This window comes from Kitasatospora sp. NPDC006697, assembly GCF_042869935.1.
GTDB lineage: Bacteria > Actinomycetota > Actinomycetes > Streptomycetales > Streptomycetaceae > Kitasatospora.
Map to the genome: position 1 here is coordinate 21,312 of NZ_JBIAGU010000009.1, position 26,645 is coordinate 47,956.

Genomic DNA, 26,645 nt, shown 5'->3' on the forward strand with positions numbered 1-26,645 from the left:
CGCACCCATGGAGGTTCCGATCAGCACAGCAGCTCTGACCGATCCCGGGGCGTGGATAGTCCTGCGCGGCCCGGCCACCCCCGAGTCGGTTCGCGAGGCGGCCCAGGCGCTCGCCGAGCGCCATGGCCTGGTCTGCCACCCTCGCGGGGACTCCGCCCTTGCCCTTGGCGCCTCGCCCGCCGCCGTGCCGCTGGTGACGGTGCGGTGGCAGGCGCTGGCGCCGCAGCCGCCGCGCACCCTCGGCTTCCAGCTCCCGCCGCCCGCCGCACTCGACATCCTGATCGACCCCGGCCCGGGCGAGGGCGCGCACCTGGCCCGAGAGCTCCACCAGCGCCTGGCCGAGGTCGTCCTGCCCTACACCGCCGCCGAGCTGGACGGCATCCGCGCCTCCATGCCCCTGGTGGACCGCTACAGCACCGGGCACCCGGCGTTCCAGGAGTGGGCGCTGCTCTTCCGCGACCACTACCTCGAGCACTCCGTCGGCTTCCTGCTAGGCATGGAGCGCGCCGGCATCCCCGCGCAGTGGATCTTCGCCCTCGACAAGGGCGACCGCACGTTCAACCGCGACCGCGTCCACGCCACCTTCCTCGCCCGGGGCTACCGCAGCGACGTGTTGGACAACGGCGCCGTCAACGACCCCGACGCGCACACCGCCGAACTGGAACGCGTCACCGCGGCCGTCGACGCGTTCATCGACCAGGCCCACACGGCCGGCCGCCGCGTCCTGGTGGTGGACGACGGGGGTCTGCTGGCCCGCGGCTACGGCGCCACCGCGGCGCCGCGCCGGGTCGACGCAGCCCTCGAACTGACGGTCAGCGGGATCAAGCGGATCACCGCTGCCGGCCCTCTGGCCATCCCCGTGCTGAACCTGGCCCGCTCCCAGGTCAAGACCCACCTCGGCTACCTGGAGATCGCCGACTCCTGTCTGCGCCGCCTGCGCGCCATCGTGCCCGACCGCAAGTTCATCGGCCGCCACGTCCTGATCCTGGGCCACGGCACCCTCGGCTCGCGCCTGGCCCCGGCGCTGCGCACCCTCGGCTGCCGGGTCTCGGTCGTCGACACCGACCTGCTCGCGCTGATCGGCGCCGCCGAGGCCGGCTACACCACCCACCGCACCGCCCGCCAGGCCCTCACCGCCGAGGCCCCGTTCCTGGTGATCGGAACCACGGGAGAGATCGCCCTCACCGAGGACGACCTGGCGCTGCTGCCCGACGGGGTCCTGCTGGCGCCGTTCGCCACCCGCGACTTCTCCGCCCTGACCGAGGGACCGCGCCGCCAGGACGCCACCGAGATCCCCGGCATCGGCCTGCGCTTCCCCCTGCCCGGCAGGCGGACGGCAACGCTGCTCGGCAACGGCCGCTCGATGAACCTCTTCGAGGCCGACTCCATCCCCAACCAGGGCTACGACGCCTACCGCGCCGGCACCCTCATCGCCGCCACCGCCCTGTGCGCCGACCCCGCCGCCCTGCCCCCCGGACTCCACGCCGCCCCAGCCAACGAGGCCATCACCGCGGCTGGCCTGCTGGACGCCTACTACGACCTCTACATCGCCCCACAGCCCGCCCGCCTGCCCGCCGTGCCCCTCCAAGGGCGCCGTCCGGCCCTGAGTCGGGCCGCCGTCGTGGGGTACGGCGTCGCCGGCCGGCTGCACGCCCAGTTCCTCACCGAACTCGGCGCCACCATGGCGATCATCGACCCCAAGCACCAGGACCTGCCCGCCTCACCGCACACCTTCCGCCACGAAGTCGGCGAACTGCCGGCCGCCATGGCGGCCGGCATCGACCTGTGGTCGATCTGCTGCCCGACCGCCGACCACCTCCCGGTGCTGCGCACCATCCTGGCCCGCAACCCCGCTGCCCGCGTCCTACTGGAGAAGCCGGCCTGCCAGGGCCACGAGATCGACGCATTCACCGACCTGCTGGCCCATCACCCCGGCGCCCGCGTGATCGTGAACGACCAGTACCGGCACTCCACCGCGGTACGGGCGTTCACCGACCTCGTCACCCACCTGGAGCCCGGTGCACCGATCGACCGCATCCAGGTCGTCTTCACCAAGGACCGCGGCCCCGACAGCGCCGCAGGACGGTTCGTCGACCGCACCTACGGGGTGCTCGGGTACGAGTGGCTGCACATGCTCGCCGTCCTGCGCGAGATCCTGCCCCCGCACGACTGGGACGCGTATCTGGCCACCGACCCGGCCGCCGCTGACACCGACCCCACCTGGGACGCACGCCTGTTCGTCCCCGCCCTGACCGAACGCACCACCCTCCACTCCGAACAGGGCAGCACCATCCGGCTCGCACTGACCTCCTCCATCCTCGGACCCTGCCCCGCCGATGACACCACGCCCGAGCCTCGGCCGCCCTGGCGCCAGGGCCTGCGCACGGCCGACGACCGCTACCGGCACGTCACGGCCCACGCCGGAGTAACCCGGTTCACCCTCCACCTCGACCCGGTCACCGCCCCCGGCGGCTGGCAACTCGAGCGCAACCACCACCGCATCACCGCCGTCCGCGACGGCCAGGTCGTTCACGACGAGGTCCTGCACGACTCGCCCCTGAGGACATCCGTCCACCACGCGGTCACCGCACTACTCGCCGACCCGCCACCACCCGCACCCGACCTTGCCCCGCTGCGGCGCATCGCCGCCCTGGCAGAGGTGCTTCGCTCCCGCGCCCCGCAGCACCTCCCGGCCCCGCGCCCGGCCACCGCGTAGCCCCTCCCACCGCCTCAGCGCGGGCCCGGCGGACGACTCCCTGCCCGTCCGCCGGGCCGTGCCACCTCACGGAACCGCTCGGAAGGAGTTCCCGTGCTCCACACGCTCACCGTTGCCGCCGGCCACCGGGCGGTGACCATCCGCTCCGACACCCGGACCGTGACCGACTGGGCAGAGCGCTACTTCGGCTCCTCCTGGACAGCCACGCCCGGCACGAACGGCAACGGCCCCCTGGTCACCGCCACCGACGATCCCCGCCGCACCTGCAGCGCAGCGGATGCTCCGGACCCGGACGGCCTGACCGATGAGGCCGTCTTCGCCCGCGAGCGAATCCGCTACACCCGCCACCCTGATGGCGTGGTGACGGCCCGGACCCTGACCGCCCCCGTCCTGCACTACCGCTACACCCCGGCCGCCCGCCGCCTCGACATCGCCGCGAGCAGCCCTCTCGCCCCCACCTCCACCTCCGACCGGCCCACCCGGCTGGCGACCGCCGTCACCCGCTTCACCCGCGAACTCATGCGCGCCCAGCTCATCGCCGACGGCTGGGTCCTCCTCCACGCCTCCGCCACCGTCCTCGCCGACGGCACCGCCCTCCTGGCCCTCGGAGACTCCGGCTCCGGCAAGACCACCACCGCCCTGACCCTCGCCGCCGACGGCTGCGCGCTCCTGGCCAACGACTGCTGCTTCGCCCGAGTCAACACCGCGGGCGAACTCGACCTCCTGCCGTGGCCGTCGGCGGCCGCCATCGGCCTCGGTCTCCTCGAAGCGCTCGCCTGGACCAGCACCGCCGGGGCTCACCTCGGCGACGGCGAGTCACCGCACCCCACCCAGCACCAGCAGGTCACCGAAGCCCTGATAGCCGGACGCGTATCGCCCATGCGGACGCAGAGGGGCCGCGAACTCAAGGCGCACGTCTGGCCCGAGCAACTCTCCCGCTGGTTCCGCCTGACGCAGGCCACCAGCGCGGTGGCCGCCGCCGTCCTCCTGCCCCGCGTCGATCCGTCCGCCAGTGCCGTACCGCGGATCAGCACGGAACGCGCAACCGAGATCACCCCCTCCATCTTCGTCACCTCCGACGGGGCCGAGCGCTACCCCGACCTGTTCGGGCTCACCGGCGGCAGCGGCAGCGGGCACCCCGAAGCCCGATCCGCCGTTATCGCACACCTGAACGCCCTGCCCAGGCAAGCCGTCGACCTCGGCCACGACCACACGGCGAACACCGCCTTCCTCAGGAGCCTTGCCTCCCACTTCGCAGCAGGCCGGTGATCGCGCGGACAGGCCCCTGCCGCCGACTCATGACCACGACCCCCAGGCATCGATCTCCAGAGGTGAATGATGAATCGGCAACCGTCAGACGCCGCCCCTGTCCGCGAGATGTCGCTGTACCAGCAGTACTACGACCTGGTGGCGGCCGGCCGGAAGCGAGTGGAAGTCCGTGTCGCCTACCCCGAACTGCTCGACCTCGCACCGGGTCAGCAGATCAGGTTCCTCTGCGGGCAAGAGTCCACGTTGACCCAGGTCACGAGTGTGACTCGCTACGCGAACTTCGAGGAGCTGCTGGACAACGAAGGCATCGAGTCGGTGAACCCGACCGCCTCGCGCCACGAGCAGCTGAAGGCGATCCGCCGAATCTACCCGCCCGCGAAAGAGAGGCTGGGCTGTCTGGCGATCGGGATCAAGAAGATCTGATGCCTCATCGAGGACAGCGGCCGGGTCGCCGACCGTTCGGGGCTCCCGTGCCGCGGCTGCGGCCGCGACGTCGCGCGCAAGGCGGAGGAGCAGTCGGGCCGTGGGTCGGCGGCGCCGGGTCCCATCAGTTCTCCGCGGTCCGGCTCCACGGTGTGCCCTTCTTCACCTTGCTGATCATGTAGCGCACGCCCTGGTTGTCGTTGGGGTTGGTCCGCAGGCTGTTGCTCATGACCGCCGCGGCCTTCGACGTCTCCGCCAGCCGCCACCAGGCGAGTCCGAGCCCGTGCAGAGCCCTGTGGAACGGCCGGTTGTCCAGCTGCGACCAGGCGAGAACGCCCGTGAACGCCGGGGGCAGCGACAGTTCGGCCACGGCGACGGCCGTCTGGTAGTAGCCGAGGGCTTCGGTCAGTGCCGTCGCATCCGAGCCGGCGCGCTCAAGGGCGTCGTTGCCCAGGTGTGCCCAGCAGTCGATCTGCCGAGGGTCCTCACGTACTGCGGCGAGCAGCGCGGCCCGGTAGGCGGCGCTGTCGCCGGTGCGCTCGCGCAGGGCGAGGGCCCGGTCGACCGGCGGGTCGCCTTCTCCTGTGTACGGGGCGGGCATCCGCCAGTCCTCGCCGCCGAAGTCGAGACGTGCCGGGGTGATCCCGCGGTCGTGAAGCCGCTCGAGGATCCGTCGGGTGTCGCAGCGCTCGTAGCGGTCAGTGATCTCCGACAGGTACACGTAGCGCTCGCCCGCGCCGGTCTCGCCGTCCGGCCCGGATTCCACTTGGGGTGCCGGCAGCACACGGCGTAGCCCGTCCAGCAACTCCTGCAGCACGTCGTCGGCCTGCTCGTCCGTCAGCGGCCATGCCAGGTTGAAGTCACGCGGCACCGCGTAGACGGGGTACCACAGGCTGTCCCGGTCCAGGCCGCTGCGCTCGGCGAGCATCGTGCGCAGCCCGTCCTCGGTCACTGTCGTCATCAGGTGTTCTTCCTCGGGCCGGGGTTCGTCGGGCTGGTTCGGTCGGGCGGTAGGAGGCCTGCGGCCTCGCGGACCTGGCTCAGCAGCGGCGCGGCGTCCTGCTGGTCCTGCGGGTCGAGGTAGAGGAGTCGGAACAGGATCATCTCGGCGGTGTTCCAGCGCTTCTGCCTGTGCGCGACACCGGCCAGCCCGTGCAGCGCCCGCAGCAGCGGGCGGTTGGCCTCCACGCGCCACGGCAGCGCCGGGCCGGTTTCCCGGCCGTCGTACAGGGGGAACTGCAGTGGGACTTCGGCGACGGCCACCGCGCACTCGTACCACCTGCGGGCCTCCACAAGCGCGGCCCGATCCGGCTCCTCCCCTCGTTCCCGGGCCTGCGCGAGGACCTGTTCGGCCCGCAGGACATATGCCTCCACAGCCGCCGGACGCTGCGCGATCAGGTTCTCCAGCCGGGCCGCCGCCGCGGGTGCGGGCAGCCCCTGCAGTTCCGCCCGCTCGGAGAACTCCAGGCTGTGCGCGACGGGCAGCCTGTAGACCGCGCGTACTCCTTGGGTCAGTACGTGCCGCTGCCACCGGTCCGGCTCGTCGACCGGCTCGCAGCGGGAGGGTTGGGCCCCGTCCTCGCCGTCCTCGTCCCATTCCTCGTCGTCGGGGGTGCCGTAGTAGTCCAGGGGTTCGACTCCTGCCGCGGCAAGGTAGGACGGGTCAAACTCGTCGCCGGTCGGCTCCGGCTGCCCCTGCCCGCCGGCCCGCGCGGCCGCCTGGAACGCCTCCTCGCACGGGCGGCTCGGCGACCACGTCATCGACACCGGGTGGTAGGACTGCGGCCACGGGTGTGCCCCCACACCAGGACCCCAGAACTCGATGCTCTGGTGCAGCAGGAGGCGCAGCGCCATGTCGCGGCCGGCGGCGTCCAGCCGCCCGCCCATGCGCATGATCTCGTCAGCTTTGTTCCGGACCTCGGCGAGAGCCTTCTGGTAGCCCATGCCGGTCTCGTCGTCGAGCCGCCGGGCGATCCGGGAGAAGTGCGTGGGGGACGTACGGGGGGAGTTGGACACAGCGCTCTCCTGAACTCGGCCCCGCGATACCGCACCGCCCACCTCGGTGCGCCGGGACCGACAGGCCGGGCGCGGACACTGCATCTGCTCTCCGGGGCCGAGCGCCGGCTCGGTTCACTCGCACGGCCAACGGTGGGTCAGGCCGACGAGAACACGCCCCCTGGGACGCGGCGTCCCGAGCATACCCACCCGTGCTGCCCCACCACACTCGAACGCCGGCTCCAGGCGGACTTGGCGTTCCGCGTCCGTGGTCGGCAAGCTGCTCGATATCATCAAGGGAAACGCACCTCACCGTGACGTGCCTTGCCCGGACCCACCTCCGGGCCGTGGCGAATCCAGCTGCCGCTGGAGGGTGATGCAGTGGTGATGCTTGGCGCTTCCAATCATCGTGTGACCGCCCCTGTACGCGCTCTGGCATGTGTCGTGGTGGGACGGCACGGCTTGGAGCGCGCAGGAGCCGTCTTGTCACCGAAGCACAGCACGCACCCCACCAACCGCCAGCAGATCGCCAAGGCCCTCCACGCGCAGACGCGGATGGGCTACCAACGTGCTCTGCAGCGCGTCGTTGACGCCGCCGAGCAGGGACTGCTGCCCGAGGTCCTGGACGAGGCCGGCCGCGCCGAGGCCGTACGCCTCCTCGCCGAGCAGGGCGCACTCGCGCCGGATCCGGGCCCGTTCCTCGCGAAGGACTACCTGAAGGCCTTGGTCGAGGAGTTCCGCCGCCTGGGCTGGGGCGCGGGTGAAGACACCGACCTGGAGTGCTTTGGCCTCACCGCGTACGCCGGGCCCGTCGCCGGGCTGAGCCTGTCGGTGGGACGCGACGACGACAACGACGACGGCGGCGAGGAGCGCGACCCGGACGACCCCGAGCAGTGCGATCTGGCCAAGCCGCTCTACTTGACGGCGATGTGCCCGGCCGGGAACGCCACCGTGGACGACTTCGAGGACGGCCTGGCTGACTGCTCCACCGAGCCGGTCCGCGCCACCGCGCGGCGCTTGGACACCGGGCTCGGCCGGACCCGGCTGGCCAGGGTGCGGGGCATGGAGGAGCGCTCCACCACGCCGTGCCCGATCTGTGGCGACCGCTACCCCGAGCATCACCTGCTGGGGAACTCGCCCGGCGCCGAGCCGGTGTGCCCGGCGTGCGTCTTCGACGGCGACCAGCCCTACCGCACCGACCTTCCGTATCTCGCCGTCCAGCTTGACCGTCTCCTGTACGAGGACCTGTCCGCCCCGGCGGGCTGGGACGCGGTCGCGGCCGTCCTCGCACTGACGTGCGGGGCGAACCTGCGCGCCCGGCTCGACCGCGCGCTGCGGGAGCGCGGCGGCTGGCCGTTCGTGATGGAACGCTGGGGTGAGCCGCTGACCCGCTCCTGGATCTGGCTGCCGCCGCCCGCCGACCGCCACCCGATGTTCCGGCGCCTGGGCGCCGGCGCGACCGTGGCCGCGCTCGTCGACGCCGTCGACCGCCATGACCCCACCGCCCGCACTGAGGCGAAGGCTCTGTGCCGCGAGGTGGGCGTGCGCTGGAGGGACGCGCTGTGGCCGGCGGCGATCGCTTTCGCGGTGGCCCTGACCACGCAGGCCTTCGAGCGGGACCGCCACCGCACCCCCTACCACCTCGTCCACTCGCTCAGCGACGGCCTCGGACAGACGATGAAGCCGTTCGCGGTCACCGGGGACGCCTCGAACGTCGAGAGCGGCCTCGAAGCCCTCCTCAAGTACCAGCTGCTGCCGATGCTGCTCGGGCACAGCGTGGACGAGGAGCCCGACGACCCGCGGCGCCGCTACGGAGCGCAGGACGACGACGAGCGCCCGGCCGCCACCGGTGCGGATGCGCGGATCAGCCACGGCATCGACCGGGCGAACCAGGTCGCCGTCATCCTGGGCACGCTCCCCTTCGCCCCGCCGGGCGTCCCGGCCTGGGACGGCGCGCCGGTCACCGGGCCGGACGCCGAGGGCCTGGGCAGCACCGCCCCGGCCGGCGAGCCGTGCGCGGCGCTGCGGGCCGAGGCTCGTCGGCAGGCCGCCGGAACGCTCTACGACGCGGGCGGCCCCCTGATGGTCGACGCCGACCACGCCTGGACGCGAGACGGCTGGTGGATCCCCTCGGACCACAGCCGGCACGCGGTGCGCCAGGCCCGGCAGTACCTGGGCTCCCGGACCCGGGTGCTGGCCCTGTGGTACGGGCCCGACGCCCAGTTCCCCGAGCCAGTGCAGGTCTGCGTCGAGGTCACCGACGTCCACCCGCACAGCACCGGCCCGGTGGACGTGCCCTGGCTGAGCGTGTGGGACGGCCACTCCTTCTTCGGGATGATGCTGTCCGACCTCGCGCTCGTCCGCCGCGCCGAACCAGGTGAGGAACTCACCCAGGTCTGGCCGACCCACCACGACGACGCCGCTGCCGGCCACCAGGACGCCGCCGCCGCGCCTGCTGACACGTCCGGTACGGCGGACGGGACGCTGCCGACGGCCGAGGAGCTGTCCCTGCTGACCGACCGGTTCCTGCACCTGGCCGGGCACCGGCTCGGCGAGGGCTGGAAGAGTGTGGACGAGAAGGCGTACGCGGCCCACCAGCGCCTGGAGAAGGCCCTGGAAGCGGAGTACACCGGCTTTGCGGCCACGTCCGTCAAGGTCTGGATCAACCTGTTCGACACCACCCACCCGTGCCCCAGCGGCCCGGGCCAACCCCTCCCCGCCTACGCGCTGACCGGCAAGCCCTATGAGGTGGAGTTCGACGTCCACGCCCACGACCCGTCATGCGGCTGCGGGCAGGAGTACGGCTTCGGCGAGTTCTCCGACCGCCTCTGCCAGCTCCTGATCGTCCTGTGCCTGTACGGGGGGCTGATCGAGGCCCACCCGATGGTCGAGATCGCCGACAGGCCCGAGGACTGCCGGGCCGCGCTGCGGGACATCACCTGGGAGGTCGACGGACCCGACGGCTACGACTTCCGGGAGGTCCAGCGCCGGGTGATCCACGATGTCACCGACGCCGACTCGCCCCTGAACACCGACACCAATCCGGCCTACATCCCGCCGTACATGGCCGCGGACGGCTGGTACCTGCCCGAAGGCGGAACCTCGATGATGTTCCACGGGCGCCGGCACGGCGACGAGGACAAGAACGAGTAGGAGAAGCGGGGAGCCGATGGCCCGGCGTGACCTCGAAGTGCTGGCGCGCGCCGACCTGGAGCGGCTGGGGATGGCGCTCCCGGCGGTGACCGAGGCCACCGTCGGCCTGGTGCGCTCGGGCGGGGGCGGGAAGTGGCACGTCCCGACCGAGAAGAAGCAGTGGTCGGAGCACTGCCAGCATGCCGCGCGGGCGGCGGGCGAACCGAACGAGCTGGTGCTGCTGGACGTGCTGGACCAGATCTGCGCCCGCTGCACGGGACGGCTGCCCGGACTGCTGCCGGACGCGGTGGTCGCCCTGTGGCGGGCGTGCTCCCTCACGGTGGCGGCGGACCGGTTCGTCGGCTCGCTGCGCGAGGACACTCGGGCACGGACCTGGCTCGGGTACGCCATCGCGCTGGACCGCTCGCCGCGCAAGGACGACGCCCGGGTGCGGGAGCTGCTGCGGCCGTGGCTTTCGGGCGACGAGTTCGGCGCGCAGGCGTGGAAGGCCATGGCCGGCTGGTCGCAGGTCCTGGAGCAGGCCGAGGAGCAGTTGGCCGCGTACCGGGAGGCAGCGCCGCCGGCGTCACCGAGGCCCGCCTGCACACCCCGCGCTCGGCCTGGCCCCTCTACTGACGCTCCCCTCGTGCGGCCCGTGGTTCCGGTGGCCAGTCGATGGCTGGTCAATCCAGCAGGGAGAAGTCGAGGCCGACGATGACGTCGTCCACCGTGGTATCGGTTCGATCGGCGAGATGGTCGCGCAGCATCTCCCAGAAGTCGTCCCAGCCGTCGAGGACGTTGCTCTCGCTCTTGCCGGTGAGGCCTCCGGTCCACAGGTGCACCCGGTTGGGGAGATCGCCCTCGAAGGGCTCGTCGTCTACCCAGACCAGCTTGCGGTTCTCCAGCTCCGTGATGATGCGCCCGGTCCGGACCGGTTCGGCCTCGCCGTTGTGGCGGGCCAGTTCCCAGATGTCGATCGGCTCGTACCGCGCGACGAGGAAGGCCAGCACTTCGCGGGCGGCGGTGGTGACCGTCGCCAGGTAGCGCGCGATCTCGTTGACGGCTTCGACGATGCCCTCGCGCTCCTCCTCGTCGTCTCCGAGCCAGAACTGCTGCAGGGTCGTGCACGGGCGCACCATGTTGGACTTGGTGACGTTCAAGAACGCCTCCTCCATCCGAGCCAGACCGAAGCGGTACCTGGACTCGTGGCGCTCCTTGAGGTCTCTCAGTGTCTCGACGGTGAACTGGTCGCGGCTGTTCACATGGTCGATGACGTCGTGGTGGTTGCCGCACAGGAGGATCAGGTTGCTGTAGTCCCGCAGCTCGTCCTTGGACCAGGCCGGGTCATGCCGGGCGCTGCCTTGCTCGGCCCCCACGATGTGGGCGATCTTCCCCACCCAGGCCCCGGACGGATCCACAAGGCGGACCTCGCACGACGGCCACGCGCACTCGTTGCCCGAGAACACCCACAGCTGCCGCACGACGTTCGGGAGCGGCTCCAGCCGGTTTTTCTCGCTGCCATCGCTCTTCACAGTCACGCCGTTCTCCCGCACCACGTCGTCGAACCCGTCAGCGCGTCAGCATAGAAGCCGGCCCGGGGCCAGGGCTCCGACTGCTGCTGATCGCAGCGACACTGCGGCAATGTCGGCCATCTAGGTTGCGCAGGCGGGCATGCTGGAGCAATGAGGAGACGCCGCCGAAGGCCGAAGACCGCGATCCCGGTCACGGGGCTGGTCCTCCGGCCGTTCCCGACGGCGGACCGCTTCAGGGTCGCGGACGGCTTCGAGGTGGCCGGCGAGGACGAAGCCGACATCCCGCGCCCCGCCCCACCGGTCGGCGACCGCCCGTTGCCGACGTGCTGCAGCGCGATCCGGGAGCGGCAGGTCTGGGGCTCGACCGTCGCCTTCGTCACGATCCACGACGCCGCCTGTCCGCACTGGTCCAGCCGGTAGCAGGGCGCCAGCGGCTCGTCACCGGGCTCCCCTGCTCCGGTGAGAACGGCTGGCCGCGCGCCGGCCGCGGCGCAGCACCTCGCGGTCAGCACCCCGCCGGCGACAGCGTGGTCGAGGCGGAGCGGCGGGAGCTTCTGGTCGAAGGTGGTGACGGTCATCCGCCCGGGGTGGGCGTCGTCGAACGTGAGCTGCGAGGCTTTCGGGAACGCGCAGACCGGCGGGCAGAGGGCCAACCCGGCTCGAACCGGTGCGGCCAGGTCGGTCAGTTCAGCATCCGTGACGACCATCGGCCTGGCAAAGGGCCGACTACACCGGGCCGTTGATGTAGGCGTCGCCCGGGTACAGCTCGGGCTCGGTCGGGTCGATGCCCCAGACCGCGCAGCGGTCCTCCGGGAGGATCATGAACGCGAGACCCGGGTCGTCATGAAAGGCCGCCCACTGGTCTCCCCATCGGACTGCGGCCCGCTTGGTGCGCTCCCGGCGCACGATACCCCGCTCGACGTCGTGCACGAGCCACTCCCAGTGCCCTGCGGCCGACCGCCACAAACGCCGCAGCCGGGCCGCCAGCAGCACGAGCAGGGGTTCGTCCGAGGTCACCGGGAAGCTCTTCAACACGTCGGCCACTCTAGAGGTGACGGTGCGCTGCCCTCGCCGGTTCCGCCGACCGGGTGCGACGAGCTGCTGGGCCGGAGCTGGCTGCCGCGGCTGGTGCGCTTCAGCGGAAGTCGCGGCTGCTGGGCGTCGGGCCGAGGGTGAGCGGCGCCAAGCGGGTCGCGACGAGGTTCGTCGCGCCGTCGCGGCGCTCGAGGGTGCCGCTGATGATCAGACCTGCTGCTTGAAGGGCGGTTCGTTGGTGGCGCTGGGCGACGTGGGGCTGCACCACGACGTTGATCAGCCCGGTCTCGTCCTCCAGGGACAGGAACATGACGCCGCCGGCCGTCGGAGGGCGTTGGCGGTGGGTGACCAGGCCGCCGACGGTGACGAGTCGGTTGGACGGCGCCAGTTTGACGTCGGCGGCGGTGAGCGCGCCGCAGTGTTGCAGGTGGGGGCGGGCGTACTGGACGGGGTGGGTGGTGGAGGTGCCGGTGGCCCACAGGTCGGCGATGGTCTCCTCGACGGGGGTCATCTCCGGCAGGCCGGGCGGGGCGGCGAGGGCGGGGGCGGCGAGGGCGGGGGCGGCGAGGGCGGGGGCGGTGCCGGGGAGCATGGCGTCGGTGGTGCGGGCCAGCAGCCCGGCTGACCAGAGCGCTTGGCGGCGGCTGACGCCGAGGCTGGTGAACGCTCCGGCGGTGGCCAGGGCTTCGAGCTCGGGTGCGCCCAGCGCGGTACGGCGGGCGAAGTCCTCCAGGGACGTGTAGGGCTGACCGGCAGCGATCTGCTTGGCCTGTTCCGCGCTGAGGCTGCGGACCGCGGCGAGGCCGAGCCGGATCGCCGGCTGGTCGGCACGCCCTGCTTCGGTCGGCGCGGGTTCGAGGGTCGGTTCTGCCTGGGAGTGGTTGACGTCGGCGGGCAGGACCTGGACGCCGTGGCGGCGCACGTCGGCGATCAGCGTGTTCGGGCTGTAGAAGCCCATCGGCTGATTGGCCAGCAACGAGCAGCAGAACGCCGCGGGGTAGTGGTGCTTGAGCCAGGCGCTGGCGTACACGAGCAGCGCGAAGCTAGCCGAGTGGCTCTCGGGGAAGCCGTACGACGAGAAAGCCTCGATCTTCAGGTAGATGTCGTCGGCGACCTCGGGCGGGATGCCGCGCTCCGCCATCCCGGCCAGCAGTCTGGCCCGCAGTTCGGCCACCCGCTCCAGGGAGCGCTTGGAGCCCATCGCCTGACGCAACCGGTCCGACTCGGCGGGCGTGAAGCCCGCGCAGTCGATGGCCAGCTGCATCATCTGCTCCTGGAAGAGCGGCACCCCCAGCGTCTTGGCCAGGGCGCGTTCCATCAGCGGGTGCGGGATCACGACCTTCTCGTGCCCGTTGCGGCGCCGGATGTAGGGGTGCACCGATCCGCCCTGGATCGGGCCGGGCCGGATCAGGGCGACCTGCACCACCAGGTCGTAGAACGTCCGGGGCCTCAGCCGCGGGAGGGCAGAGGCCTGGGCGCGGGACTCGACCTGGAAGACGCCGACGGTGTCGGCCCGGCAGAGCATCTCGTAGACGGCCGGGTCGTCCGGCGGGATGGAAGCGAGATCCAGGCGGCGGCCGTGGTGACGGGCGATCAGGTCGCAGCAGTCGTGGAGGGCGGACAGCATCCCCAGGCCCAACAAGTCGATCTTGACCAAGCCGGCGGCCGCCACGCTGTCCTTGTCCCACTGCAAAACTGAGCGGCCGGGCATAGATGCCCATTCGGTCGGGCAGGTCTCCGCGATCGGACGCGCAGCGAGGACCATGCCGCCGGAGTGGATACCCAAGTGGCGCGGCAGACCGCGTAGTTGCCCGGCCAGGTCGCGTACGTCCTCGGGCACCGGTGCGTCGGGGGGCGGCATCTCGTGCCAGCCGGTCTCCCGGGAGAAGCGGTCGAGGTCGCCCTGAGCGTAGCCGAGCGCGCGGGCGGCATCGCGGACGGCGAGCCGGGGCTGGTAGGAGATGACGTTGGCGACCTGGGCGGCGTGATCGCGGCCGTAGGTGTCGTAGCAGTATTGGATCACTTCTTCCCGGCGACGGTGTTCGATGTCGAGGTCGATGTCCGGCGGGCCGTCGCGCTCAGGGCTGAGGAAGCGTTCGAACAGCAAGCCATAGTGGATCGGGTCGACGCTGGTGATGCCGAGCGCATAGCAGACGGCCGAGTTGGCGGCGGAGCCGCGACCCTGGCACCAGATGTCGGCGCGGCGGCAGAAGTCCACGAGGTCGTGGACGATCAGGAAGTAGCCGGCGAGGTTCAGCTGGTCGATCACCTGGAGCTCGTAGGCGATCTGCTGGTGCGCGCGGTCGTTGTCCGGTGCGAAGCGGGTGGCGGCCGCTCGCAGGGTGAGCTCGCGCAGGTGCCCGGCCTCGGTGTGGCCAGGCGGCACCGGGAAACCGGGGAGCTGCGGGGCGAGGGCCGTAAGGTCGAACGCGCACGCGGCGGCGAGGTCGACGGTGTTGTGCTGGGCGCCGGGCCAGGGGGCGAGGAGGGCGGCCATCTCGGCGGCGGAGCGCAGGTGCGCGGTGCCGGCCGCGGCCAGGTAGGGCTCGGCCTCGGCGAGGGTGCGGCGTTGGCGCAGCGCGGCGAGGGTGTGGGCGAGGCGGATCTGGGCCGGGGAGGCGTGGTGGGCGGCGGTGGTGGCGACGAGGGTGAGGCCGGTGCGGCGGGCGAGGTCGGCCAGGGCGTCGTTGCGGTCGTCGTCGCCGGGCAGGGCATGGTCGGTCAGCTCGACCGCGATGTTGTCGGGTCCGAACCGCTCGGCGAGGGCGCGCAGTTCGCGTTCCGCGCCGGCGGGGCCCTCGACTTCCAGGGCGCGGCGGACCGCGCCTTTGCGGCAGCCGGTCAGGATCGCCCAGTGGCCGGCGGCCGCGTCGGGCAGCAGGTCCGGGGTGTAGAGGGGTCGGCGTTTGCCCTGGCCAGCCAGGTGCGCGTCGCCGATCGTCTTGGCCAGGCGCCGGTAGCCCTCGGGGCCGCGGGCCAGGACGAGCAGGTGCTCGCCGTCCTGGTCCGGGACGCCGGTCGGCGCGAGGTCGGCGTCCAGGGTCAGCTCCGCGCCGAACACGGTGGCGATGCCGGCGCGGCGGGCCTCGGTGGCCAGCACGGACGCCCCGTAGAGGCCGTCATGGTCGGTGACGGCGAGGGTGTGCGTGCCCAGGCGTGCGGCTTCGGCGACCAGGTCCTCGACCGGGGAGGCGCCGTCCAGGAAGGAGAAAGCGGAGTGGACGTGGAGCTCGGCCCAGCCGGGCCCTGCCCCCGGTCGCATTGGGGGCTTCGGCTCAGTCGGCTGCGGCTCGGGTGCGGGGGCGGGGAACGGCAGCACTGTCCGGTCGCCCCGGGCACCGGCCGCGGCCGGGGTGGACATGCGGCCCTGGAGCTCGGCCCACGGGGTGTGGGGGTGGCTTTCGAACTTGGCCATCGGTGGTTCCTGGTCGTGCTGGGGTGCTCGGGGACCGCACCGCGGGCGGGTGCGGTGCGGTCGTGTTCAGGTGTCGTAGGCGCCCTCGATGCGCCAGCGCCCGCCTTCGACGGCGAGCAGTAAGGCGTGCCCCTCGGTGGTGGTGATCTGGAGGCGGGCCAGGCGGGAGGCATCGTCTGCGCTCCACCACCGCTCGGTGGCCGGCCATGGTCCGGCCCAGCCAGCCAGATCCACGCTGCGGCCGCCGACCACCAGCCGTGATGGAGGTGTCTGCGTCTCCCCCCGGGCGGTCACCCGAACTTCCTCGCCCGCCTCATCCAGCAGCCGCACCCACTGGGGTCCGTGCGGAACGCACGTCGGCGAGGGCGCGGGCAGCCGTCCGGGCCACGGCCCGTCGGCGCGCCGGTCCTGGTGCGCGTCGCCCCACGGCGTGCGCACCACCCGGTCCCCGGGTCCGCGACCGCCCGCCAGCTCGGCGATCACGATGCCGCTGTGCCCGAGCAGCGCCTGCACCCGGGAGGCGGCGCGCTCCATCCGTTCCCGCGCTGCCTCGCGCTGTCCGTCCAGCAGCGACAGCTGCCTCCCGGGGTCAGCCACCAGCCCGCCCGGGACCAGGCGCAGCGCCACCACCCCGCCGGCGGACGGGGCGAACACGGCCCGCTGCTGCCACGCCTGCAGCTGCCAGCGGATCCGCTCAGCGACGGCGCCGGCCGACAGCAGGCCCTCGTGCCGCCATGCCCGTGACGCCGTCGTGCCGTCGGCGCATTCCACCTCCACCTCGAACCGCTCGCAGCCAAGGCCTGCCGCGCCGAGGCGCTCGTGCATCCGCTCCGCCAGGCCCAGCGCGGCGAACACCATCGGCTCCGCCTGGGTGTACGGCTGCTCGAAGCGCTCCTCGACCGCCACGTCAGCGGACGCGGTCCGAGCCACCACCGGCCGTGCCTGGAGCCCGCGCGCCAGCCGGTGCGCCGCCACTCCCTCGGCTCCGAACCGGTCCGCCACCGACCCGGTGGGCAACGCCGCGAACTGGCCGGCCGTCACCAGGCCGAGGCGGACCAGCAGGTCCGCCAGCCGAGCCGGCACGACCTCCGTCACCGGGAACGGCGCCAGGAACCGGGGGCTGGCCCCCGCTGGGACGATCCGCTGTGCCCGAGCCGCCAGCTGCGCGGCCGCCAGGCCGTCCGCGATCCCGACCTGGCACTCGAACCCGCACGCTTCCACCGCGTCGATCAGCCTCTCCAGCAGCTGCTCCTCGCCCCCGTGGAAGCGGGCCGCGCCGGCGGCCGGGATCGCGCACACGCCCGGGCGCACCACCTCCAGGTGCGCGGCAAGCGCCGCGACCGCCTCGGCGACCTGCTCGAACAGACGCGCCTCGTCCTCGACCTGCCGCTCACGAACCGCGAGACCGTCGACGAGGCCCTGCGCGGAGCGGACCTTCATCCCGCGCCGCACGCCGACCGCCCGGGCCCCCTGGGAGGCGGCGAGCACCCGGCCGCCCTCGACGACGGCCACCCGCTGGTCGACCTGGTCGGCGCCCGGGCCGAGCACGGCGGTCACCGGCCAGTCCGGGCAGAACACGACAGCCATGCGCGGCACGTCGCACTCCCCTGCCCGGGTGCCGGTCACGTAGCCACCGCCAGGTGACCGCGCCGCCCGGCCGCGCCGGTGCGGGCGGGCTCGGCCAGGCGGATCGCGCCGTCCTCGTCCGGCAGCCACAGCCCCACCTCGCGCCCGCGCGCCGCCGCGCCGCGGCCGCCGGTGGCCACCAGCACCTTGCGTGCCCGCAGCCGGCCGCGCCCCTGCCCTACCCCGGTCCACTGCCTGCGGATCACCTGGAGCCGCACCTGCGCGGACGGCCAGCCGCCCTCGACCACCAGCGCGCAGCCGTGCCGCCGGGCCAGCGCCGTGATCCGGGCCGCCGCCCGGTCCCCGACCGTGCCGTGCGGGCGCAGCAGCAGGATGCCGACCGCGTCGGCCAGCGCGGTGGCGGCCTCCTCCCAGTGCTCCCCGGGCCGCTCAACCAGCGCCAGCCGGTTGAGGTCTACGCCGGACTCCGCCACGGCGACCAGGCCCAGGTCCTCGAAGCCGACCGCCGCGCACCAGGTCCCTGCCTGGGTCGCGGCCGCGACCAGCGCCAGGGTCAGCGCCGTGCTTCCGCCGACGACCACCGCCGCGCCGGGCCGCAGGCCGCGCTCGGGCAGTAGCTCCGCCAGGGCAGGCAAGACCGGCACCACCGGTGCCGGCCGTGGCGGCTGGAGCTGGGCCGCCAGGGCGCTGATCGTCGTCTCCACACCCCAAGAATCGAACTAGTGCACTATTAATTGCAAGCCTGCGCACACCGCGTCGCCAGATCGTCACCCGTTCGCTTGATCCACAAAGGCCCAGGTCAGTCGCCGTGCGCCCTCACCGGCCCCAGTCCACCCCGGATCGGTCACCCCACGGGCAGGGCGACGGTCAGCTTGCCGCGGCGGCGTTGACCGGCACGGGTGAACCTCCCCTCCCGCAGGGGTTCGACTTCTTCGAACACCGGCGCCGCGGCCCGGCCCGGGTGGAAGGCTGGCTGCCCACCGTGCACTTCAACCTGGGAGGCCCCGTGACCCTCGCCGACGCCCAGCCCGCTGTTCGAACCGGCCAGTGCCAGTGCGGGGCCATCCGCTACCAGGCGGCGGGCGAGCCGGACGACCCCCACCTGTGCTCCTGCGAGCCTTGCACCCGGATCGGCGGCGGGCCGGCGATGCTGTGGGTGGGCTTCCGCGGGGAGACGCTGACCTGGACGGGGCCCGGCGGCGAGCCGGCCTGGTACGCGAGCTGGCCGACGCTGCTGCGCGCGTTCTGCCCGCGGTGCGGGACGCAGCTCGCCTCGGTCGCCGAGGACTCGCCGATGGTCATGGTTACGGCCTTCAGCCTGACCGACCAGAGCGGCGTCGCGCCGGTCGGGCACAGCTACCGCGCCGATGCCGCGCCGTGGATGACGATCACCCTCGCCCCGGAGCCCCAGCCGCAGCAGCCCCGGTAGGTCATGCCGCCCGGCGGGCTCGGGTCCGTCAATCCGGTTGCGCCGCAGCCGATATGAGCCCCATCCTGGCCGGTTCACCCTCGAAGGTACGGCCAGGAAGGCAAGCACCGGTCCATGGAGATCAAGACGCTCGAGGAACTGCAGGCAGCCGACGAGCGGAGCCTCGCGTTTAACCCGCTCGGGCTGGGCGGCAGAATGCGCCCGCAGGACGCGGCGGAGTTCCAGCAGCGGGTGGTGGCCAGGCTGCATCTGGCCGACGACGTCGCCGAGACGACCCGGGCGAAGTTCGAGCAGCTGCGCACGGCGTACGTCCAGGGCGTGCTGTGCTACGAGCTGTTCACCCTGGTCGAGGACCAGGCGCAGCTCGCGCTGGAGCAGGCGCTCAGGGACCGGTTCGCCGCCCGCTACCTCGGCCAGGACATCGAGGTGCGCGACGGCCGCCGGCGGGTTCACCGCATCGCCGTGAGCAGCTATCCGCAATTCTTCGACCGGTTCCGCGAGGTACGGGGCGCGGAGATCCGGGCGGGCGACCCGCAGGACTGGGTGCGGTTCAACGGGATGCTCGGCGGCTTGCTGTCCTGGGCCCGCCGCGAGCGGCTGCTGCGCGGACAGCGCAACCGGACCCTGGAGCCGGTGCTGCAGGCCATGCGCAACGCCGTCGCCCACGGGTCGTACGGCCTGAGCACCCCCGTGGACGCCGCCCGGACCCTGTCCGACCTCGCCGAGATCATCAATCACCTGTGGGGCCACCCGACTCCCGGAGGCCGGCTGTACCCGGCGCCGGTCGAACGGGGCATCGTCGCTCTCGGCTGGTCGAAGGACGGGGACCGGATCTTCGCGGCCAGGGCCGAGGACCTGACGGCCGACGATGCGGACGACGACTTCACCTGGCTGATCATCCGCGCCGTCTACGACGACCCGGGGCTGATGGAGTACGACGCCCGCCACGCGACCACCCGTTTCCCCGCGCAGTACCTGTGGGGACCCGGCACCCGCTCCGAGGCCGCCGCATGGCTCGCCCTCAACCAGCCCCAGCCCGACCAGCGCGACCACCTCGACCAGGTCGTCCTCGTCCGCTGCGTGAACGGCGAGGTCAGCCTGCCCTTCTACCCCGAGATCGCGGCAGGGCTCCCTGCCGCCGGGAGGGCCGGCACCTGGTACGCGGTGCGCGTCGACCGGCCTCTCGACGCCCTCGGCCACGTCCGGTCGATCGTGGCCGGCGGGCAAGGGCACCGCGCGGACGGTGAGTGCCGCGGCTGCCCCGCCGAGACGCTGGCCGCCGGCGACATCATCGCGGTGCTCGAGGCCGCAGGGCGCGCCGGAGTCGAGATCGCCGCGGTGGACGTCCCGGATGTCCGCACGCCCTTCGCCGAGCGGTACACCCATCGCTGACCCCCATAGCCCGGGCGGCTCAGCCGTACTCGGCCGCATCGGGGCAGCCCACGCGGGTATGGATGCCGTAGGAGCACGCCGCGTAGGGCGTTGCCCGTACTCGTCGTCGGGGCCGATCCCTGCTCACACCGCGCCGTCTCCGCGTGCCACCAGCAGGCGGTCTCCGGCAGGCGCGGGGCGGGTGAAGTCTCCGCGGGGAAAGCCTTCGATCCAGATGGGGCGGTGCTCGCCGACGCTGGCGTAGTAGTGGTTGCGCCAGTGGCCGCGGACCCAGTGGCCAGCCAGCGTGCGGCCTTCGGCGGCGGCGCGCGCGGCGGAGAGTTCGTGAGCGGCGGCCTCGGGGCGGCGGAGTGCGATGCGCCGGAAGCTCTCCTGGCGGATCTTGGCGCTGCGGGCGACGGCGCGTACGGACTGGTGGATCTTCGGGGAGTCCTCGCGGGTCAGGGGCTGTCTGGCGAGTGCGGAGAGGGCTCGCAGGATGGAGACGCCGTGTGTGCCCGCATCTGCGGGGGCGTCCCACGGCACGATGTAGGCGAGGTGGGGGTAGAGCGCGGTGAGTTGCACCGTGACGCCGTTGATGTCGTAGGTGCCGGGTGGCTGCCGGATCCAGGTGAAGGCGTTGACGCCGTTGTCGCAGCTGGCCCAGGTGATGGCGCTGACGGGCGGCTGGTCGGGGCGTGACCATTCGAAGGCGGCCGACGGGACGGGCTTGGCGAAGAGGAGGACGCCGATGGGGGCCAGGAACTCGTCGCGCCGGACGTGCTGACGGGGGAAGGTCTGGGCGGCGGCTGTAACCATGTCGCACATGGGTGCGTCCGCGTAGACGGTGTCGGCGTTCTGCCAGACCGTCAGCGGGTCCGGTTCGTCCGCGGCGAGAAGCGCCATCCGCTCCTCGATCGAGGCGGACGGCCACTGCTGGGGCCATGTCATCTCCCCGTAGGGGATTCCGTCCGCGGCCAGGTAGCGGGGCCAGTGATCCGAGCCGAACCACCCTGTCAGGGCTGCCTTGAGCCGGATCGCATCGGCGGGCGTCAGAGGGCGGGAAGCCTGCGCGTGCAGGTGAGAGCGGGGTGCCGAAGCCGTTGCGGTAGCGGCTGCGTCGGAATGGGGCGCTCGTGCTCTGGCCCTCGTGGTGGTGGAGCGGCGCTGGGTCACCGTGCGGTGTCCGTGCCGGCCGGGGTGTGCGGTCGGTTCGCGCTTCGCTCACGGGGCGGGCGGCCCAGGGTCTGTTCCACGTCAGCGATTTCGGTGTCACCGTAGGCGGTTCGGATGCCGGAGACGGACATGCCGGCGGCGGCGGCGAGGTCGGCGAGCACGTAGGGGCGGGGGCGGGTGAACTCCCGCCCATAGGCAAACAGTCGGCGGATCTCGGCCTCGGCCTGCTCCTTGCGGTAGCGAGCGATGCCGATGGCGACCAGCAGCGGGTCGTTCTCCTCGCTGTCCGCGTCGGCGGCGGCTTCGAGGCTTTCGATCATCTCCTCTCGCTGGACGTGGATGGAGTGGCAGATGTCGTTGTGGAGGTCCTCGGGCACGTCTGCGGGGGCAGGCATCGGATGGCAGATCGCGGCGATGTCGCTGAATACGCTCATGCCGTCCAGCATGCATCAGAATTTGCGATGAGCGCAATAGACTGCGCTCATCGCAAGTTCCTGGTTGAGCGCCAGGTCTACGCCCCGGTGGACGGGAGCCCGCGGCGGGCTATCCGCGTGGCTCGGGGATGCGGTACACGCGCTGCCCGTTGACGGATCCGAGCGCGGCGTTGACGACGGTGGGCGGGATCCAGGCGTTGCGGTAGGTGCCGTCCCACTCGGTGCGGGGGCCGATCCGGGAGCGGCGCCAGTGGCCGCGGCGCAGGTGCGGCGAGACGCGGCGGCCAGTGCCGGAGTCCGCGCCCGGCGCGAGGGTCCTGGTGTCGTCGGGGGCGGATGCGCGAGTGAGGGACAGGACCCGGACGCCGCCCAGGAGTCCTTGGCGTTCTTGCCGGGCGGTGGTCGTGGTGGGCCTGCTGGTGGGCAGGGGAGTGGTCTGCGGGGCGGTCCACGTGGCCCAGGCCAGGGCGGCGGCCAGGTTGATGGCCGTGTCCGCCAGGGTGGAGTGGGAGCGCCATCCGGGCAGGGCGGCGCGGGTGAGGGTGGTGCGGTCGGTGCCGGGGATGCGAAGGAGCCAGATCATCGCGTCGGCGAGGTGCCCGTCATCGTCTGCTGTCAGGACCAGGCCGTCGATGAAGGCCCCGCGGGCGTAGGCGGCGTGGACGACTGGGACGGGCGGTGGGGGCGAGGCGAGGTTGATGGCCAAGCCCTGACCACGTCGTTCGGCGGCGTTGACCGCTTCGTCCACGGGCAGTCCGCTGGGGGCGAGTTCGAGGGTGTGGGCGATCCACGGGTGCCACAGGCCGCTGCGGGGCCGCAGGTGCAGGGGCGCTCCGAGGGCGAGCAGGCAGGTTCGGAAGGGCAGGCGGATGTCGTCGAGTGCTTCGCCCTGGGGCGGGGTGCTGTCGGCGACGCCGGCACAGGTGGCGGTGGGGATGTAGAAGGGGACGGCGTCGGCGGTAACGTGTCCGAGGCTGGTGACCACGGTGCGCAGGGTGCGGCTGGCATAGCTGCGGCTGTCCAGGCCGATGCCCTTTTCGCGCAGGCCGTCGGCGTTGGAGGCCAGGGCTTCCTGGCCCAGGACAGCGCCGAGTGTCAGTGCGCGCAGAGCGATGGCGTCGCCGGGGGCGGCGGGCTCGGTGTGCCGTTGGGGGTCGCCCCAGCGGCCACCGATGGCGAGGACGCGCATGTCCCGTTCGAAGACCGGGGCCGTGGCGTCGTGCAGTCGTTCGACGGCGATGGCGGGGTCATGGAACTCTTCGTTGATCGGTCGGAGGAGTTCGAGGGCGAGGGCCAGTTGGCTGCCGAGGGTCTCCGGAAGCCCGAAAGGCGTGGTGGCGGGCGGGGCCGGCTTGGTCATGACCAGGCCGCCTTCAGGGGTGGCGCTGTTGAGGTCGGCATCGAGAATGTCGGACAGTTGGCGCCAGATGACGGGGCCGTGGACCTGCTCGGCCCGGGCGGTGTCCAGGGGCGTGGGCTGGCCGGCAGCGAGCCGGCGCAGGGTGGCCGGGTCGTAGCTCATCAGGGCTCGGGCCATCCCCGCGGGTGTGCCGCAGAATTCGATCAGCCGCCGGGCCGCTTCGGAGTCCTGTTCTTCGGCGCGCTGCAACTCTATTGCGGCGCCCATGATGTGGTGCTTGGTTGGCTTGTCGCGCGGTCCGACTGGGGGGAGGGGGTCGCCGAGCCAGGTCACCGGCTGCCCGTCGTGGACCAGCTGCAGATGGTCGTGGGTGTTGACCAGACCGTCTACCCGGGCCTCGGTCCAGTCGATCCGCATCTGCACCAGGTCATCCGGGCCCAGCTGGTCCACGGGCTTCTCGTTCAGGGCGGTCGCGATGCAGTGGGGGGCGGTCAGCAGGGCCGCCGTGCGGTCGCGGGCTTCTTCCCAGCCGATGTCGAGGTACTGGGCGAGCGCGGACCAGGACACGGTGACGGTGGCGGCGCCCATGTCGTACGAGCGCTGCAGCAGGCCGCTCAGGACGACCGCGCCGTCGATGCTGCCCTTCAACGCGCTGGGCGGGTCCGTGACGGCAGGCGGGTGGGGGTTGAGCCGCCACTGAGAGGTGGGGTCGACCTGGATGAGGCCGAGCCCGAGCAGGAGGCTCAGGAGGCTGCGCAAGGTTGATGTCCTGTCCGCCTCGGGCACCGTGCTCAGCCACCATTGGCGCAGCTCGGTGTCCTTGGGCGGCGTTTCGGCCACCGACTCCTCCATGAGCCAGGCGGAGCTGTCCCATCCGCCGTAGCGGGTGACGAACAGAGAGATCGCTTCGTGGTTGCGGCCCAGCACCCGCGGATCCCCGCGTACTTCAAGGCGCTCCAGCTCGGCCACCATGGCCATGAGCCAGGTCGCGGCGCGCGGCAGGACGGCGCTCCAGCCCTTGATCACGAAGGGCTTGGTCCAGCAGTGGTGCGCCCAGCCGAGCTTGTCGTCCGCCAGCTCGGGTGAGCCGTGCGGTGCCGGCAGGGCCTCGGGCCCGTCGACCTCCCACAGCCGGTGTGCCAAGGTGCTGTCAGAACTTTCGGACGGGACGGGCCAGTCGGCGAGCAGGGCGTTGCGTGCGGCGGCCAGTTCCGTCGCCGACGAGACGGCCAGCAGGCCCCGGCCGTCCTCGCCGCCGATGATGGCTTCCTGGTTGTCTGCGTCCGTCACCACGAGCCGCGCACCGTCGGCGAGGCAGTCCAGCAGATCGTCGTCACGCCACGGGTCGAAGGCGACCGAGACCACGTCCCGGCCGCCGGCCCAGGAGAAGACCGCGGCGAGGTACCCGCCGTCCTCGGCCGACCTGAAGTCCCAGCGGACCCGCGCATCGGTAGGGCCGACTGATTCGGGGAGCCATTGGCTCTGGGCTTGTGGCGGGTCGAGGACCAGCACCGCCATCGGGCGCGGGTCCCCCGCAGGCTGCATGACCCGGGCCTCGCGAACCGCAGCGGTATCCGCGGTAGGCGACCACCGGGGGTAGGCGGCGGCGTACAGCAGCGGGGAGGTATCGGGAAAACCGCCTTGGCCGTCGCGCTTGTGGCTGTCCCGGTTCCGCTTCCCGCGGCTCGCCTTACCCATGGCACCTGAGCATAGAGCTCCGCCGAACCCGCCGGAGTGCCGCTTCCTGCAGCACACGTTCGCCGATACGCCGGCTGCCACCTTGGAGACCAGTTCCTCGGTGACACCTGGTCCGCCCGGCCGACCCGCTGGAGCCGCCCCTGTACGCGCTGGCACTGGGCGGCCAGGTGCCCCGATGGTGTGGTTTGTCGGCCGATCGCGCCCGACGACGCGCCAGCCCTGAAAGGATGAAGGGCATGGGAAGGAATGGGCCGAGCAGGCCGAGCAGCGCGGGCTCCGTCTCCAAGGAAGTCCTCGCCGAGCTCATGCCGTACCTCGAGCAGGAGGGCATCGTCGCCGGTGGACCGCCGGCTCCGATGCAGCAACTGCAAGAAGCCGTGAACCGGGCCGCCGCCCGGTACAACGCGAGTCTTCCTCCCATTGGCGTCACGTCCCAACGCCCGCACCCCGATGCGGCGTTCTCCCTGGACCGGCTCGCCTCGATGTGCATCGCGATGGTGGATGCCCTCGTTGAGGACAGCGGCCGGACCGCCGATCGGGCCTGGGTCGACGAGCAAGTGGCGCGGCTGCGCCCGGGGATCGCCGACTCGGTCGTCGAGGTGCTGACGAAGCGGCAGCCGATGTGGCTGCTCACGAACTGGGTCCTGGGGATCGGATCGCTCACCCCGGCCGGCGCAGTCGCGCTGAAGGCGGTCGAATGGGTCGAGCGCCACGCCGGGGAGGCCGCCGCGGACCTGGTCATGGAGTACGCAGGAGCGGCGGGGCATCCGGACGCCCCGGCTGGCTCGCTGATCCTGGACCAGGACCGCACCGAGCACATCCCGGCCTGGCTGATGCTGCTCGCCGGCGCCACCGCCTCCCGCGGGGAGGAGAACGCGCAGTGGCTGCGCCGCTTCGACCCTGTTGCCCCGGACCCGAACACCCTCGCTTGGCTCGAGGACCGGGTCGATCCGAACTGGACACCACCCGCTCCACCCGCCCCGACATGGCCCCCGGACCCGAAGCTGCTGCCCGAAATCCGGCGCAAGCAGATCACCTACCTCACCCACCCCGACACCCACCACCTCATCGGCGGCTTCGCCCACCAAGGCGTCATCTCCTTCAGTCCGGCCACACCCAACTGGATCCAGACGGGCCGCCTGCTGTGCGACCAAGAAGCAGACCGTCTGGCCAAAGCACGCCTGTACTTCGTCGATTCCGACATGGGTCATGTCGCCGCCCGCAAGGCCGCACGGGCAAGATCCACACCCCTGACCACCCACCGCGTCCCCTCCCCCAACGGACTGCTGGTGTTCGCCGAGCCCATCACGCTCAGCCTGCCGAGTACATCGGAACGACCCGGCACGGCCTCACGCCGACCGCAGACGCCGATCAGCACCGCAGACCTCGTGGCGATCTCCTGGGGACGCTTCGACCCCAGCACGCCCGCCTCCGGATGGCGGCGGTTCGACGAAGACGACCAGACCCATCTCCCGGCCCGGTTCGGATCCGGTGAACACTGGTGGCTCACGCTCTACCACCAGGTCGCTGACGACGGTCTCTGGGCCGACACTCCCGTTCCCCCGCTGGAGGCCAGCGCCGAGCACATCCTGACCACAGGCCTGGTCTTCGACGCACCGCCGCAGGACCAGGCCGAGCACGGCGCACGGATCCTGGTCGCCTGCTGGGACCTGATCACCCAGGAGTACGTCGGCAAACCGGTCACCCAGACCCAGCCGCTGCCCCGCAAGCCCACCAAGGTACGAGCCGACCGCCGTCGCGGCATCACCGACAACGGAACCGTGCACCTGGTCACCATCCTCGGCCGACCCGCGCCCCCCGCGCCGGCCGGCAAGGACGCTGACGGTGAGCGTCCCGGGCAGCAGTCCAGCGTGCAGTACCGACACCGGTGGACTGTCCAGGAGCACAGCCGCTCCCACTGCATGAACCCCCGCGGCCACACCGACGGCGACTGCGTCCACGAAGACATCACGATCATGGACTTCATCAAAGGGCCGGCAGGGGCACCGCTCCTACGGCGCGACATCGTCCATCTACTGCGCAAACGCGAACGGCAGCAGTGAGCGAGAGGCT

19 protein-coding genes are annotated in these 26,645 nt (G+C 72.3%); 9 read left to right on the forward strand and 10 right to left on the reverse strand.

The features are described 5' to 3' along the window. Window positions 1–7 precede the first annotated feature (7 nt). The 3 genes from ACFYNO_RS14325 (at window position 8) to ACFYNO_RS14335 (ending at window position 4,408) form a co-directional block, all read left to right on the forward strand. A complete protein-coding gene (locus ACFYNO_RS14325; protein WP_388010827.1) occupies window positions 8–2,716 on the forward strand; it encodes a Gfo/Idh/MocA family oxidoreductase in 2,709 nt (902 codons plus the stop codon). A 93-nt stretch (window positions 2,717–2,809) separates the two neighbouring features. Continuing rightward, window positions 2,810–3,985 (forward strand): hypothetical protein, encoded by a 1,176-nt coding sequence (locus ACFYNO_RS14330; protein ID WP_388010830.1) that lies wholly within the window; start codon window positions 2,810–2,812, stop codon window positions 3,983–3,985. Between the two features lie 108 nt (window positions 3,986–4,093). Next, on the forward strand, window positions 4,094–4,408 hold the full coding sequence (locus ACFYNO_RS14335) for an ASCH domain-containing protein (RefSeq protein WP_388010833.1): 315 nt from the start codon (window positions 4,094–4,096) through the stop codon (window positions 4,406–4,408). 124 nt (window positions 4,409–4,532) lie between these two features. Here the strand turns inward: ACFYNO_RS14335 and ACFYNO_RS14340 are convergent, their stop codons facing one another. Both ACFYNO_RS14340 and ACFYNO_RS14345 read right to left on the reverse strand, forming a co-directional pair. Beyond that, a complete protein-coding gene (locus ACFYNO_RS14340; protein WP_388010836.1) occupies window positions 4,533–5,369 on the reverse strand; it encodes a hypothetical protein in 837 nt (278 codons plus the stop codon). Then, window positions 5,369–6,424: a hypothetical protein gene (locus ACFYNO_RS14345; protein ID WP_388010839.1), complete on the reverse strand. Its 1,056-nt coding sequence runs from the start codon at window positions 6,422–6,424 to the stop codon at window positions 5,369–5,371. The genes ACFYNO_RS14340 and ACFYNO_RS14345 overlap by 1 nt, the downstream gene beginning before the upstream one ends. A 462-nt stretch (window positions 6,425–6,886) precedes the next feature. On the opposite strand from ACFYNO_RS14345, the gene ACFYNO_RS14350 reads away from it, so the two are divergent. Together ACFYNO_RS14350 and ACFYNO_RS14355 are read left to right on the forward strand one after the other, a co-directional pair. After that, window positions 6,887–9,556, forward strand: coding sequence for a hypothetical protein (locus ACFYNO_RS14350; RefSeq protein WP_388010842.1), 2,670 nt, complete (start codon window positions 6,887–6,889; stop codon window positions 9,554–9,556). 16 nt (window positions 9,557–9,572) lie between these two features. Continuing rightward, window positions 9,573–10,253 carry a hypothetical protein gene (locus tag ACFYNO_RS14355; protein ID WP_388010845.1) on the forward strand — a complete coding sequence of 227 codons (681 nt, stop codon included), beginning with the start codon at window positions 9,573–9,575 and terminating at the stop codon, window positions 10,251–10,253. Here the strand turns inward: ACFYNO_RS14355 and ACFYNO_RS14360 are convergent. Beyond that, window positions 10,219–11,073, reverse strand: coding sequence for a hypothetical protein (locus ACFYNO_RS14360; protein WP_388010848.1), 855 nt, complete (start codon window positions 11,071–11,073; stop codon window positions 10,219–10,221). The genes ACFYNO_RS14355 and ACFYNO_RS14360 overlap by 35 nt on opposite strands. 144 nt (window positions 11,074–11,217) lie before the next feature. Between ACFYNO_RS14360 and ACFYNO_RS14365 the strand changes: the two genes are divergently transcribed. Continuing rightward, entirely contained in the window at window positions 11,218–11,487 is a 270-nt protein-coding gene (locus tag ACFYNO_RS14365; RefSeq protein WP_388010851.1) for a hypothetical protein, read from the forward strand. Window positions 11,488–11,793: 306 nt separating this feature from the next. On the opposite strand, the gene ACFYNO_RS14370 is transcribed toward ACFYNO_RS14365, so the two are convergent. The 4 genes from ACFYNO_RS14370 to ACFYNO_RS14385 all read right to left on the reverse strand — a co-directional run bounded on the left by ACFYNO_RS14370 (window position 11,794) and on the right by ACFYNO_RS14385 (window position 17,808). Continuing rightward, window positions 11,794–12,102: a hypothetical protein gene (locus tag ACFYNO_RS14370; protein WP_388010854.1), complete on the reverse strand. Its 309-nt coding sequence runs from the start codon at window positions 12,100–12,102 to the stop codon at window positions 11,794–11,796. A 100-nt stretch (window positions 12,103–12,202) separates the two neighbouring features. After that, complete coding sequence (locus ACFYNO_RS14375) at window positions 12,203–15,517, reverse strand: error-prone DNA polymerase (protein ID WP_388010857.1); 3,315 nt, start codon at window positions 15,515–15,517, stop codon at window positions 12,203–12,205. A 66-nt stretch (window positions 15,518–15,583) separates the two neighbouring features. Further along, window positions 15,584–17,104, reverse strand: a complete 1,521-nt coding sequence (locus ACFYNO_RS14380) for a DNA polymerase Y family protein (RefSeq protein WP_388010860.1) — start codon at window positions 17,102–17,104, stop codon at window positions 15,584–15,586. 35 nt (window positions 17,105–17,139) lie between these two features. Next, the gene (locus tag ACFYNO_RS14385) at window positions 17,140–17,808 is read right to left on the reverse strand and encodes a hypothetical protein (RefSeq protein ID WP_388010863.1); all 669 of its coding nucleotides are present in this window, start codon (window positions 17,806–17,808) and stop codon (window positions 17,140–17,142) included. Between the two features lie 302 nt (window positions 17,809–18,110). Here ACFYNO_RS14385 and ACFYNO_RS14390 point away from each other — a divergent pair, with 302 nt between their 5' ends. After that, a complete protein-coding gene (locus tag ACFYNO_RS14390; RefSeq protein WP_388010866.1) occupies window positions 18,111–18,533 on the forward strand; it encodes a GFA family protein in 423 nt (140 codons plus the stop codon). Between the two features lie 114 nt (window positions 18,534–18,647). Further along, a complete protein-coding gene (locus ACFYNO_RS14395; RefSeq protein WP_388010869.1) occupies window positions 18,648–19,925 on the forward strand; it encodes a hypothetical protein in 1,278 nt (425 codons plus the stop codon). A gap of 123 nt (window positions 19,926–20,048) precedes the next feature. Here the strand turns inward: ACFYNO_RS14395 and ACFYNO_RS14400 are convergent, their stop codons facing one another. The 3 genes from ACFYNO_RS14400 to ACFYNO_RS14410 form a co-directional block, all read right to left on the reverse strand. Further along, entirely contained in the window at window positions 20,049–20,855 is an 807-nt protein-coding gene (locus tag ACFYNO_RS14400; protein ID WP_388010872.1) for a hypothetical protein, read from the reverse strand. Between the two features lie 221 nt (window positions 20,856–21,076). After that, entirely contained in the window at window positions 21,077–21,526 is a 450-nt protein-coding gene (locus ACFYNO_RS14405; protein WP_388010875.1) for a hypothetical protein, read from the reverse strand. Window positions 21,527–21,623: 97 nt separating this feature from the next. Next, window positions 21,624–24,572, reverse strand: a complete 2,949-nt coding sequence (locus ACFYNO_RS14410) for a hypothetical protein (RefSeq protein WP_388010878.1) — start codon at window positions 24,570–24,572, stop codon at window positions 21,624–21,626. A gap of 227 nt (window positions 24,573–24,799) precedes the next feature. On the opposite strand from ACFYNO_RS14410, the gene ACFYNO_RS14415 reads away from it, so the two are divergent. Then, window positions 24,800–26,635 carry a hypothetical protein gene (locus ACFYNO_RS14415; RefSeq protein WP_388010881.1) on the forward strand — a complete coding sequence of 612 codons (1,836 nt, stop codon included), beginning with the start codon at window positions 24,800–24,802 and terminating at the stop codon, window positions 26,633–26,635. Window positions 26,636–26,645 lie beyond the last annotated feature (10 nt).

Bases quoted from the DNA above. Each gene is read 5' to 3' on its own strand.
- ACFYNO_RS14325 (WP_388010827.1), top strand. From the start codon at position 8: ATGGAGGTTCCGATCAGCACAGCAGCTCTGACCGATCCCGGGGCGTGG.
- ACFYNO_RS14335 (WP_388010833.1), top strand. From the start codon at position 4,094: ATGTCGCTGTACCAGCAGTACTACGACCTGGTGGCGGCCGGCCGGAAG.
- ACFYNO_RS14340 (WP_388010836.1), bottom strand. From the start codon at position 5,369: ATGACGACAGTGACCGAGGACGGGCTGCGCACGATGCTCGCCGAGCGC.
- ACFYNO_RS14355 (WP_388010845.1), top strand. From the start codon at position 9,573: ATGGCCCGGCGTGACCTCGAAGTGCTGGCGCGCGCCGACCTGGAGCGG.
- ACFYNO_RS14365 (WP_388010851.1), top strand. From the start codon at position 11,218: ATGAGGAGACGCCGCCGAAGGCCGAAGACCGCGATCCCGGTCACGGGG.
- ACFYNO_RS14375 (WP_388010857.1), bottom strand. From the start codon at position 15,517: ATGGCCAAGTTCGAAAGCCACCCCCACACCCCGTGGGCCGAGCTCCAG.
- ACFYNO_RS14380 (WP_388010860.1), bottom strand. From the start codon at position 17,104: ATGGCTGTCGTGTTCTGCCCGGACTGGCCGGTGACCGCCGTGCTCGGC.
- ACFYNO_RS14395 (WP_388010869.1), top strand. From the start codon at position 18,648: ATGGAGATCAAGACGCTCGAGGAACTGCAGGCAGCCGACGAGCGGAGC.
- ACFYNO_RS14400 (WP_388010872.1), bottom strand. From the start codon at position 20,855: ATGACATGGCCCCAGCAGTGGCCGTCCGCCTCGATCGAGGAGCGGATG.
- ACFYNO_RS14405 (WP_388010875.1), bottom strand. From the start codon at position 21,526: ATGCTGGACGGCATGAGCGTATTCAGCGACATCGCCGCGATCTGCCAT.
- ACFYNO_RS14410 (WP_388010878.1), bottom strand. From the start codon at position 24,572: ATGGGTAAGGCGAGCCGCGGGAAGCGGAACCGGGACAGCCACAAGCGC.
- ACFYNO_RS14415 (WP_388010881.1), top strand. From the start codon at position 24,800: ATGAAGGGCATGGGAAGGAATGGGCCGAGCAGGCCGAGCAGCGCGGGC.